Annotated in this window: 8 protein-coding genes; 5 read left to right on the forward strand and 3 right to left on the reverse strand. The window is 65.3% G+C overall.

The annotated features are described in order from the left end of the window. Window positions 1-4: 4 nt before the first annotated feature. On the forward strand, window positions 5-1,144 hold the full coding sequence (locus E0E05_RS08150; protein ID WP_131616258.1) for a glycosyltransferase family 4 protein: 1,140 nt from the start codon (window positions 5-7) through the stop codon (window positions 1,142-1,144). 42 nt (window positions 1,145-1,186) lie between these two features. Here E0E05_RS08150 and E0E05_RS08155 read toward each other — a convergent pair whose 3' ends face one another. Next, window positions 1,187-2,710: a glycosyltransferase family 39 protein gene (locus tag E0E05_RS08155; protein WP_158629305.1), complete on the reverse strand. Its 1,524-nt coding sequence runs from the start codon at window positions 2,708-2,710 to the stop codon at window positions 1,187-1,189. A gap of 326 nt (window positions 2,711-3,036) precedes the next feature. Between E0E05_RS08155 and E0E05_RS08160 the strand changes: the two genes are divergently transcribed. Then, window positions 3,037-3,786 carry a glycosyltransferase family 25 protein gene (locus tag E0E05_RS08160; protein ID WP_131616260.1) on the forward strand — a complete coding sequence of 250 codons (750 nt, stop codon included), beginning with the start codon at window positions 3,037-3,039 and terminating at the stop codon, window positions 3,784-3,786. Window positions 3,787-3,812: 26 nt separating this feature from the next. Here the strand turns inward: E0E05_RS08160 and E0E05_RS08165 are convergent, their stop codons facing one another. After that, window positions 3,813-5,126 (reverse strand): O-antigen ligase family protein, encoded by a 1,314-nt coding sequence (locus E0E05_RS08165; protein ID WP_131616261.1) that lies wholly within the window; start codon window positions 5,124-5,126, stop codon window positions 3,813-3,815. 324 nt (window positions 5,127-5,450) lie between these two features. Between E0E05_RS08165 and E0E05_RS08170 the strand changes: the two genes are divergently transcribed. After that, window positions 5,451-7,340, forward strand: a complete 1,890-nt coding sequence (locus E0E05_RS08170; RefSeq protein WP_131616262.1) for a polysaccharide biosynthesis protein — start codon at window positions 5,451-5,453, stop codon at window positions 7,338-7,340. A 756-nt stretch (window positions 7,341-8,096) separates the two neighbouring features. On the opposite strand, the gene E0E05_RS08175 is transcribed toward E0E05_RS08170, so the two are convergent. After that, on the reverse strand, window positions 8,097-9,434 hold the full coding sequence (locus tag E0E05_RS08175; protein WP_131616263.1) for a DUF2793 domain-containing protein: 1,338 nt from the start codon (window positions 9,432-9,434) through the stop codon (window positions 8,097-8,099). A gap of 154 nt (window positions 9,435-9,588) precedes the next feature. On the opposite strand from E0E05_RS08175, the gene E0E05_RS08180 reads away from it, so the two are divergent. Next, window positions 9,589-10,791, forward strand: coding sequence for a Wzz/FepE/Etk N-terminal domain-containing protein (locus tag E0E05_RS08180; protein WP_131616264.1), 1,203 nt, complete (start codon window positions 9,589-9,591; stop codon window positions 10,789-10,791). A gap of 108 nt (window positions 10,792-10,899) precedes the next feature. Beyond that, window positions 10,900-12,075 (forward strand): elongation factor Tu, encoded by a 1,176-nt coding sequence (tuf, locus tag E0E05_RS08185; protein ID WP_131616265.1) that lies wholly within the window; start codon window positions 10,900-10,902, stop codon window positions 12,073-12,075. Window positions 12,076-12,229 lie beyond the last annotated feature (154 nt).

Below are 12,229 nucleotides of genomic sequence, written 5' to 3' on the forward strand. Positions count from 1 at the left end.
TGTGATGACACTTGGGGACCATGCCGGCACGCCGGCGCCCGATCCGGCCCGCACGGGCGATCCCGCCGTCATCATCACCTGTCTGAAGCGACGCCATTCGGGTGTCTCGACCACGATCAGCGCGCTTCTGCCGATCCAGGCCGGTCGACGGGCGATCGGCTATGTCGGCCCCGATCTCCCCGGCGTCGAGCAGGCCCGCGCGGTGGCACCCGACGCTTTCACAAGGCTCACGCTCGCCGAGGCGATCCGGCTTTCGCTTCGTCCGCTGGCCGACGGCCGGCCGCGGATCTGGCATGTCCGCCGCGACGTCGAGATGATGCTGGGCCTCGTTCTCCGCGACGTGTTGCGCCGCCCGATCCGTCTCGTCTTCACCTCGTCGGCGATCCGGAAGCACTCGCCCGCCCTCAATTGGCTGATCGGCCGCATGGACCGGATCGTCGCGACTTCGCCGGCCGCCGCCCGGTTCTTTCCGGGCGCGGACATCATCGGCCACGGCGTGGACGTCGAGCACTTTCGGCCCGCGCGGCAACAGGGCGACCTGGCCGGAGACGCCCCGCCGACCGGCCCGCGCATGATCGGGATCTTCGGCCGTGTGCGCGAGGAAAAGGGGATCCACATCTTCGTCCGCGCGCTGCTGCCGCTTCTGCCGCGCTACCCCGACGTGACGGCGGTTATCGGAGGCCTGTGCCAGAGCGATGACGCGCCCTATGCCGAAGGGCTCAAGCGCGAGATCCGCATGGCGGGCCTCGAAGACCGCTTCGTCTGGGTCGGCGAGATCCCGCCCGGCGAGATGCCCGAGTGGTACCGGCGCGTCGCGATCACCGTCTGCTGCCCGCTCTACGAGGGGTACGGCCTGACCGCGATCGAGGCGATGGCGAGCGGCTGCGCGGTGGTCGCGACCCGGACCGGCGCCTTCGCCTCGATGGTCGAGGAGGGCCGGACCGGATATATCATTCCGAAGGACGACCACCCCGCCCTTTCCGGGGCGCTCGAGAAGCTCCTCACCGATCCGGCCCTGTGCGCGCAGATGGGGCGTTTGGGGCGCGAACGCGCCTGCGCGCTCTTTTCGATCGAGACGGAAGCCGACGGTCTGGAACGGGTCTACGAAAGCGTTTGGCGCGAGCGGGACGCCGCGCGAACCTGACCGGCTTCTGAGGACCCTCCGCACTCCATATACGTCAAGCCGTCACCAGCCCGATGCGTAGACAGCGCGAAACGCCAGGAGCGTATAGGACGGCGGCCCTCCCGCACCGGGAACGGCCGGCACCTCGGCCGTTCCGAGGGGCTCGACGCGCCAGTTGGCATCGCTTTGCCACGGTTCGATGCAGGTCTCGGCCGGCCAGCCGCAGATGACCAGCACGCCCGAGCGCGTCAGTGTCTCGCCTTGCGCCCAAGGCTGCCGGGCGATGTCCGGCCCTTCGAGGAAATGCGGGCGGGAGGGCAGGTAGAAGCTCGCCGCCATCGCGTAGAAGCGGTGGCCCGCGACGAAAGCGATGTCGTCGTTCACGCTCTCGGTCCAAAGCGTGCCCGATGCCTCGGCAAGCGCCCTGAGCGGCAGCGCGTTGTTGGCGTGCGCCCGTTCCAGAATCTGGCCGCGGATCAGGGGCGACAGGGCAAGCATGAGGACCATGAAACCGACCGACAGACCGATCGTCCATCCGCGCATGCGTTCGGCGACGGGCCGCGGCAGCAGCAGCGTGAGAAGGATCGGAACCACCGAGAAGATCGGAAGCGACCAGTTGCTGGTCAGCGGCACCTGAAGGGCCAAGGCCAGTGCCATTGTCAGCGGTACCGTGGCGAGTCCGGCCCAAAGAAGGACCTTGCCGCGCGTCGATCCGAATGCGGCGGCGATCGCCCTGCGGTCGAACCACGGGGCACCGTCGTCCGGCCGGCGCAGCAGGCCCAGAATGGCAAGCCCGGGCAGCGCGTAAAGCGGTTGGGCGATCAGGAACTCGATCTGCGAGCGCATGAGCGCGACGATCGAGGCATCGCCCTGTTTTCTAGTGGCGAACACGACGGACGAAAAGCCGTTGCCGAAGAGCCAGAGCAGATGCGGCCCGACCACAAGGAGGAAGACGATCGCGGCGACAACGGGGATCGGCGTCGCGACAATGGCGCGGGTTTGCCGGTTCGACAGCGCGTGCCCCAGCAGCGCCAGCAGCAGGACGGCCGCGAAATATTTCGACAGGATCGCCGCGCCGGCAAAGGCCCCCAGCAGGGCGGCGTCGGCCATGCGCCGATGTTCGATCACGCGGAGATAGAACAGGATCGTGCCGGCCCAGAACGGCAGCATCGCAGAATTGGCATTGTAGGTGAACGCCAAAAAGCCAAGCGGCGGCATCACCAGCGCTACCATCACGGCGGCCACCTGTTCCGGCGGCGTCAGGAAACGGCGCGCGATCAGCACCATCAGGCCAAGCCCCGCTCCGATGTTCAGAGCGGCAAGCAGCCGGTAGCTGAGGTCGGTGCGGGGAAAGACCTCGAACCACCCGGCCGTCAGCCAGCCGAACAAGGGCGGATGGTTCGGATTTCCCCATTGCCAGCGTATGCCCCAGGCATGGTTCTCCAGCATGTCGATATAGGCATCGAGGTTGAGCTGGGTCAGGTGCGGGTAGACCGTCCAGAAGACGGTCGCGCCGACGACCAGCGCCAGCGCGACAACCGAAATCCGGTGAAGCTCGGCTGGCCCTTCGCGCTGCTGATCCGCCATGATTGCCATGTTCGATGTGCCGAGAGGGTGGATGCCGGGCTCGTAAGAACCGTCCGGACCCGGGCGTTCCGCTTGTTAGTCGGGGGCCCGCCGCGTGTCCAGCGCAGCGCAAAAGGATGGCGAAGAGGGCAGAGGGAGAGGATGGTAGGGCACACGACAGCTCGCCCTGTCGTGGTTGGTCATTTTGGGGCGGGGCGAGCTTGGCTGTTTACCGCGGCAGAGCCAGCCGGTAAGGGGTGTCCGCTCGTTTCTCGATGTGACGTGGATGGCGCGGAAACAACGGTTAAGGCACCTCCACCGACTATCCTCCGACCAGGATCGCGATCATGATCGGCTATTACGTCATCAACCTTGCGCGGTCGGTGGAGCGCTACCGGAGCTTCGCCGCTCTGGCCGCGGACGCCGGTTTGGAGGTGGAACGCGTCGACGCCGTCGATGGCAAGGTGGCGACGCAGGACGGATGGGACGGGCTTGACCTCGACCGTTTCCGCCGGTTCAACGGTCGCGAGCCCTTGCCCGGCGAGTATGGCTGCTATTTCAGCCATATCAAGGCGATGCGGACGTTTCTTGACAGCGGCTATTCGTCGGCCGTCATCATGGAAGACGATGCCGAGCCCCATGCGGCGGTCGGCCCGTTTGCATCCGCCCTTGACGATCGCTTCAGCGACCGAACGCTCCTCGTGCGTCTGACATCGCACCGTCTGCAACTGTTCGAGGCGTTTGAACGTCCGCTCGAAGGTGGCCCCCGCGTGGGCCAGTGCTGGCTCGGGCCGACCGGGAGCGGATCGGCCTATTGGCTGACACGATCTGCAGCCGCGACCCTCGTGGAACGCATGTTGCCCGTCTATTGCCCGTTCGACGTGATGCAGGAGCGGAGCTGGGAGACCGACGTGCGTTTCTGCCAGGTCAAGCCGAATCTGATGCCGGTCCCGAGGCCGCCCGACTCGACGATCGCCGCGTCCGGCCCGACCTACGCCGTCAAATATCCGCCCTATCGCAGGCTGCCCACCTACTGGACGCGCACCGCCCAGTTCTTCCGGCGGCTGGCTGCCTGCGCCCGCACGCGCGGCATCTGAGACACACAATTGACCGTCAGTTCCGCTTACGGGTCTCTTGTGACTCGCTCGGCACGGCCGGCTGCCTGGCGCGCGTAGAAGCAGGCGAAGCCGATCGCAACGAACGCCCACATGAAGGATTCGCCGATCGCCAGGCGGATATGCGAGTTCGTCAGCGACGCGATGAAGAACAGGGCCAGCGCCACGGCGGCCGTCTGCGGCACTTCGCGCGGGACGAGTGCATCGCCCGAAGCCCGGAACATCTGCGCCAGCGCCCAAGCGAGAATGAAGCCGTAGAACGCAAGACCGAACAGGCCATGGCGGACCGCGACCTCCAGCACGCTGTTGTGGAGCAGTCGGTATGGATACTCAAAGTATGTTCGGTTCTGCCAAGCATCCGCCCACTCCGGTCCCCAGCCAAACAGTGGCTTGGCGGCGATCAGGTCGAGACTGTCCAGCGTAAGCTGCAGCCGTACTCTCGCCGACGCGGGGATTGCCGGATCCTCGGCAGACGACCGCAGCAATTCCATCGGTGTCTCAGACCGCACGAGACCGATAAGCAGCGACAACCCTCTTTCTGCAGTTGGCCCGGCCACGGACACGATCCGTTCGTGGCTGAGATAGGCTGCCGCAGAAAGAGCCAGTGCGAAAAACACCGCCACGAAACCGTACACGCGGTCCCGACTTCTGCCGAGCATCCAGACGGTCGACAACAGGACGGGGGGCAATACCAGAAACAGGGCAAGCCATACGCCCTTGGAGTTCAGGACGATGATGTAGAACAGACAGCCGGAGATGTTGAACACGGTCAAAAAAACCAGGAAGGACGTCGTCCAAGCCCACCTGTGCTTGGTCCGGATTATGTGGAGCGCAAAGCCAGCGTGAATGACAAGCAAGAGGGCACACATCAGGGATGCGTGGATCGAGTTATTTGCAAAAAGGACGTCGACGCCTTGCGCCCCGGCGAGCTCGACGGTCGGGAATGCGGCTCCTAGCTTGGCCGTTGTCAGGAAAACCAAGGCAGGGACCAGCCAGCCGAGATGGCGGCGGGCAAGGAAGACAGCGTATCCGCTCGTCGAATAGAGCCCTGCGAACAGATAGATCTCCTCGGCCGATCCCACGACAAGCCGATCCTGAGCGATGGCGTAGATGCCATATCGCAAAGCGACATAGACCGCCCAGCCCATGCAGAGATATGCCGCAAGGCCCAGATGCAAGCGGTCGGGCCTCCGGATCTCGACGCCGAAGAAATGCACAGCCGCAAGGACGCAGGCGACCAGCCAGGCGAAGCGGTACGCATCCGTCTCCACCCACAGTGGCGAGAACGCTACAAGTGCGATGAGTGTGACTGCGGCCGTCATCGCTGCGGACCGCGAGAACCAGAACAACGAATACGCCCCGCCATGCTACGCTTGGGGGAACCCTGATAGCGCCTGCGCCTTCAACGCACCAGCATCGATCTAATGCCTTTCTCGCACATTTTCCGTCGTGCCGGAGATTGCGCACGACGGTCTCGGACCGGTAGCGGGACGTCGCCATTCGTAAGACTCGCCACATTGTCCCAATTGCGCTAAGAGCGCTGCCGTTCAGGCGGGAACAGAACTGTCGATCCAAGGCTGGTTGGCGGCCGCGGCTCCATGAAGACATCGCCCTGAATCAGACAACAATGGCGGGAACTGGCGGTCATGCAGGCTTCGAAACTGGTTGACCCGGCAACATGGCCGCGATCGGTCAAGAAGGCGATCGTCTTTGCGGTGGACGTAACGCTCGTCCCCTTGAGCCTTTTCATCGCCTATGCGCTTCGGCTCAACACGATCGAGCCGCACACCTATGGCCAGGTCTCGCTGCTCTATTTCGCGCTCGTCTCCGCCGCCGGTGTGCCGATCATCCGCCTGCTGCGGCTCAATCGGCTGAAGCTCCACGCATTCGACATGCACGCGATCGGCCGCATCGCGCTTTCTTCGGCCGCCCTCATCCTCGCCGCCGTCCTGATCAGCTACGTCGCTGACCTGTGGGCGCCGCGCTCCGTGCCCTTCATCTTCGGCGTCGTCTTCTTCACCATGGCCGTGTTCGCGCGCCTCGTGGGGCTGCTGCTGTTCGACCTCATGCACCGTCTGACGGGCCGCTCTCGTACGCCGGTGGCGATCTATGGCGCCGGCGCCGCGGGCCTTCAGCTGGCGACCGCGCTGCGCCAGTCGCGCGAGATGCGGCCGGTCGCCTTCGTCGATGACAACCCGGCGCTGCACGGCATCATCGTCGGCGGCACGCGGGTCTTTTCGCCCGACAAGCTCGAGGAACTGGCCGCGTCCGGCCGTATCGAGCGGGTGCTGATCGCCATTCCCTCGCTCACCGCCGGCCAGCGCGAAACGCTCAAGCGCCGGCTCGACACCTTGCCCTGCCTCGTGCAGACCATTCCCTCCTATATCGATCTGATCGCCGGCCGGAACTGGGTCGATGATCTCAAGGCGATCTCGCCGGACCAGCTTCTCGACCGCGCCAATGTCGACCTCGACATCCCGGAGGTGGCCAAGGCCTATGCGGGGCGTTGCGTGATGGTCACCGGGGCGGGCGGATCGATCGGATCGGAGCTCTGCCGGCAGCTGGTCGATTGCGACCCGCGCCGGATCGTCCTGTTCGAGCGAAGCGAGCTGGCCCTTTATGAAATCGAGCGCACGCTGCTGCCGCTTGCGAAGGAAAAGGGCATCGAGATCGCAACCTGTCTGGGATCGGTGATCGACCGGCCGACGGTCGACGCCGTCATCGAACGCGACGATGTCGACATCATCGTCCATGCCGCCGCCTACAAGCATGTGCCGCTGATCGAAGGCAATGAACTCGAGGGCGTGCGAAACAACGTGATCGGCACGCGGATCGTCGCCGAGGCGGCGCGGCTCGCCGGGATCGAGCGGTTCATTCTGGTGTCGACCGACAAGGCCGTGCGGCCGACCAACGTGATGGGCGCCACCAAGCGCCTTGCCGAGATTGTCGCGCACGACGCCCAGCGCAATTCGTCGGGCACGCGCTTTGCCATGGTCCGGTTCGGCAACGTGCTCGGCTCGTCGGGATCGGTGGTGCCGCTGTTCCACGAGCAGATCCGGCGCGGCGGGCCGGTCACCGTCACACATCCCGAAGTGACGCGCTATTTCATGACCATTCCCGAGGCGGCGCGGCTCGTGCTGCTTGCCGGCGCCTATTCGGAGGGCGACGATCTGTTCGTGCTCGACATGGGCGCCCCGGTGAAGATCGTCGAACTGGCCCGCAGGATGATCAAGCTTGCCAACATGACCGTGCGCGACGCCGACAATCCGGGCGGCGATATCGAGATCGTCTTCTGCGGCCTGCGGCCGGGCGAGAAGCTCTACGAGGAACTGCTGATCGACGACGACAGCCTGATCCAGACGCCGCACGAGAAGATCCTGCGGGCGTGCGAGGCGGGCCTTTCGGAGATCGAGGTGGCGGCCATGCTCAAGCAGGTCGGCGAGGCTCTCGACAAGCGCGACACCCACGCTGTCCGCAAGATCCTCCAGCGCTACGTGACGGGGTATGGCACGGTTTCCAGCACGGCGACAGGCTGAGCCGTGATCCTTCGGGAGATTTTCCAATCGGGCGGGTCGATGTGACTGGAGTTGCCAAGCTTCGGCATTCTTCGGAGAGCCCGGGTTGACATTCACGGGACTGCCCTCTCGACGCCGCCCCGTCGAGAGAAGGTGGCGCCTTGCGGCGTGAATGTCGATCAACCGAGGCGCAGGATGACCGGACCGACGGTGCTTCGCCGAGTTTCGCGGCTCGCTGGGTCGAGTGCCACCAGGCCGGAGAGCCTGTCTGCATCATCGACCGCTGGTCGCACCCGCGGCATCGTTCCAACGCGGCTGGTTCAAACTTCATCTATCGCCTTGTCGCCCGATTGCGCCGGCGCGAGACCGGCAAGCACATCGTCATGCACTCGGGTACCTCGTCGACCGGCGACAGCGCCCCGAGCGTGCGTGCTTGTCGTGGCTCAATTGCAATTGACCGGTCGAGTAATCAGGGCTGAGCGGGTCATGGCGGATACTGGCAGTTGCCAGGCGTCACAAGCATTTCGCATGGCTTGGACCGGGTTGGCGCTCAGGCATATCCGGACCACCCCCTACAGATCCGGAACCAACGGCAAACGCACGATACGTCCAGGCCGCGCCCAGGCCGTGGGCCGACGCCCGCCTGCATTGGGCATCGGGAAAACGGCCCGGCGATATGGACCTCATCGACGATTGGCACGGGCCACACGAAGCCCTTCGCCACCCGGGGGCGACGATCGTCGACCCCGGCGCCGGACTGTCCGTGCGGGCTCTCGATCAGGCCGGATAGGACAGGATAGAGGCGATCACGCCGATATCGGGGTCCACCTTGGTCAGGCCCGGTATCATCGCCGGGCAGGCGAGGCGCACCCGGTCGCCGGCGCTCAGCGCGTAGATGTAGAAGACCGACGGATTGTAGCCATAGGAGAGGCGCGGCGGCTGGCTGTCGCGCACCGTCACCGAGACCCAACCCTCGGACGGGTCGATCAGCATGGCATCGGGTTCGGCCACGCCGTTGCGCAGCAGGGTCTGTCCGGCCAGGCGCGGCACCAGCACCGGCGCGTCGATCGCCCGAAGATAGGCGTGGAAGGTCATGGCAGGCATGCGCGGCCGCTGAACACTGAACAGGCACAGCGTATAGGTGTTGCCGGCATGGTCGAACACGCCGGACGCGCCGCTGCCCATGGTGATCTCTGCGATCCAGAACTCGCTGCCCCAGCGCCGGTAGCCCGGTTCGCGAAGCTGCGAGATGAGGGCGTCGACTTCGGGGTCGAGCGCCGCGCCTGGCCCGTCATAGGTCGCGTTGTCCTGCACGAACTTGGCATGGGCGAGCGGCGTGGCGCCGTTATAGACGGTCAGGTAGTCCGGCCATGCGAACCCGCCGATCGTCACGTCGAGGGCGCCGTTGCCCGCGAACCGCCCGCTGTCCTGGAACAGGTTCATGGCAAATCCGGTCAGCAGGCTCGTCTGCGGGAAATCCGGCACGCCCGTCGCCGCGTCGATGGTGATCGCGTCGACGAAGGTGCTGCCGTCGGCGCTGACCTTGAAGGCGAAATCGTCGCCGCCGGTCAGGCCCATCTCGGCGCGGCCGCTCCAGCCGGACTGGAACAGGACCGAAGCCGTGTCCGTGCTTGCCTGCTTGTTGACGGTCATGCGGTGATCGCCGGCCGTATCGTGCGTGAACAGGCTTGCATCGGACGCGACGGCGAGGCGGTTGATGCCGTCGGCGGCGGCGTTGATCCCGAGCTGGCCGACGGAACTGCCCGGCCCTCCCGAACCGGTGACGATATGCCAGTCCGTGCCGTCGAAACCGAGCCAGCCCGCTTCCGCGACGCACCAGGCGGTCCAGCCCGCGGCGGGCGCATAGAAGGCCCACGCGCCGTCCTGGAACGCGGTGATCTCGCCCTCGTGTCCGGCCCAGGCGCCCGTTGCCGTCACGGCGACGATGTGCCGGTCGCCTTCATCGGGCGTGGCGGGCGGCGCGGTTCGCGTCCTGTCGAGGACCGAAAGCTGCGTCAGGCAGTCAAGCCGCCGGATCGCCTCGTTGTGGGTGACATGCGGCTGGGCCTGCGCCGGCATGATGTAGGGCAGGGACAGGTTCGGGCTCGATTGCATCGCGGGCGGTCTCCTTGTCGTGGCGTGCGATGATATGCGGATCCCTGGTCCAGTAGGATAAACTCGATAGGAGTGGATACCAGCGACGGCCTCGATTGACCTGCATGGTTGGCAGGTCTACGAGGGCTAGCCGTTATGATTGAGGGGATTGCGAATGAGCCGTCCGGACCGTCGTGCGGATGATACCGAGACGGTGTTGTCGCTCACCGACATCTTCATGTTTCTGTGGGAGGGCAGGCGGACAATCCTCGCCTGCGCCCTGGCGGGACTGGTCTTCGGTTTCGCAATAGCATTCGTTGCTGGCGGCAGCTACAGAGCAACCGTTCCGATAATCGCTGCCCCCGAGTTGGAAGGTGGCCAGGTCGAGGACCTGAACCAGGCGCTGATCTTCGACCCGATCCTCGTTGATCAGGAGCTGAGTGAGCTCAGTCCGATATTCCAGCGCGAAGTGCCATTGCAACTGACGCCGGCAGTTGTTCTGGGAATGTTTGTCGAGGAGTTGCAGAATCCCGCCATTGTCGCTCAGGCCCTCGCGAGTTCGGGTTTGTCGGGCGACGTGACAGGCCGCGATGGGATCGGTCTGTCTGCAGCCGCCGCAGCAATTGCGGACATGAACTTTTCCACGCCAGACGGTGGAGGAACGGTCGCCCGGCCTTGGATGATGTCTTTGTCTATTGACGGTGCGCCCTCCGAATTGCGTGCATTCGTGGACGCGCTTGTGGAAGGCGCCGTCGCTAGCACGCGCGACGTTGTTGTCCGGCGCGTGGTCGCCGCGGTTGACGAGCGCGAGCAGAGAGAGGCGAGCGCGGTGGAGCACCTCCAAAGCCGCACAAGGTTGAGGGTCGCGCTCCATCAGGCCGACCTGAGAAGGGAGATCGCGATCTTGCAGGAGCAGGCCGATATCGCCCGTCGCCTGGAGATTGAATGGCCATTTTCGGCGTCCGCCGGCGAGCCCGGCAGCGGATCTGGCGGTGACGGCGGAAGTCAACCGGTTGTCGTGATCGTCGGTTCGGATGCGCCTGGCTATTTGCGCGGCTATCGCGCGATCGATGAGGAGATGGAGGCGCTGCGGTCTCGCGTGCAATCGAGGGACCTGGTGCCCGGCTTGCCGATTCTCGATGCGGCGATCAACTCCGTAAGAAGCGATCAATCCGTCGAGCGCGTCCTGGAGAAGCTGGAGGACGGTCCGTTCGGCGAGCAAGGTCTTGCGCTTGTTGTTCTCGAGCCCGGCATGGTGGGCATTCGGCCGCTCATCCCGATGGTCGCGTTTGTCATGTTCGGCCTTGTTTTGGGTCTGGCCGTCGGGGTCGCGGCGATTGCAGTTCGCAAATCGCTCGGTCGGTTTCGAATGACCTGAACTGCACCGTCCCGCGCACTTGCGCCCGTTGCATCAAACCCTTATGTGGCGCGCTCGTGAAAGGGGCGCGCCGATGCGCATCGGCCGTCAGGACAAACAGGACGGAAAATGGCCAAGGAAAAGTTTGAGCGGAACAAGCCGCATGTGAACATCGGCACGATCGGTCACGTCGACCATGGCAAGACGTCGCTGACGGCGGCGATCACCAAGTTCTTCGGTGACTTCAAGGCCTATGACCAGATCGACGCCGCGCCCGAGGAGAAGGCGCGCGGCATCACGATCTCGACGGCGCATGTGGAGTACGAGACCGATGCGCGCCACTATGCGCACGTCGACTGCCCGGGCCACGCCGACTACGTCAAGAACATGATCACGGGCGCCGCGCAGATGGACGGCGCGATCCTTGTGGTCTCGGCCGCTGACGGCCCGATGCCGCAGACCCGCGAGCACATCCTTCTGGCCCGCCAGGTCGGCGTTCCGGCGATCGTGGTGTTCCTGAACAAGGTCGACCAGGTCGACGACGAGGAACTGCTCGAGCTGGTCGAGATGGAAGTGCGCGAGCTTCTGTCGTCCTACGACTTCCCCGGCGACGACATTCCGGTGGTCAAGGGCTCGGCGCTGGCGGCGCTTGAAGACAGCAACGCCGAGATCGGCGAGAAGGCGATCCGCGAGCTGATGGCCGCCGTTGACGAGCACATCCCGACACCCGAGCGTCCGATCGACCAGCCGTTCCTGATGCCGATCGAGGACGTGTTCTCGATCTCGGGCCGCGGCACGGTGGTGACCGGCCGCGTCGAGCGCGGCGTGATCAATGTGGGCGACGAGATCGAGATCGTCGGCATCCGCGACACCAAGAAGACGACCTGCACGGGCGTGGAGATGTTCCGCAAGCTGCTCGACCGCGGCGAGGCGGGCGACAACATCGGCGCGCTGCTGCGCGGTGTCGAGCGCGACGGCGTCGAGCGCGGCCAGGTTCTGGCCAAGCCGGGCTCGGTGACCCCGCACAAGAAGTTCGCCGCCGAGGCCTACATCCTGACCAAGGAAGAGGGTGGCCGCCACACGCCGTTCTTCAACAAGTACCGTCCGCAGTTCTACTTCCGCACGACGGACGTGACCGGCGAGGTGACGCTTCCCGAGGGCACCGAGATGGTGATGCCGGGCGACAATGCGGAGATGAACGTCGAGCTGATCACGCCGATCGCGATGGAAGAGCGCCTGCGCTTCGCCATCCGCGAGGGCGGCCGCACCGTCGGCGCCGGCATCGTCGCAAAGATCATCGAGTGACGCGCGCGGCGCCATCGGGCGCCGGCGTTCGCCCCGCAAACGATTCACCGGATTGTTTGCGGCCGGGCTCACTCGCAAGGATCATCGAGTGACGCCCTCGGCGCCTTCGGGCGCCGCCCCGACCGAATGATGGAAGATGGCCGCGCGAGCGGCC

The organism is Roseitalea porphyridii, from assembly GCF_004331955.1.
Taxonomy (GTDB): Bacteria; Pseudomonadota; Alphaproteobacteria; order Rhizobiales; family Rhizobiaceae; genus Roseitalea; species Roseitalea porphyridii.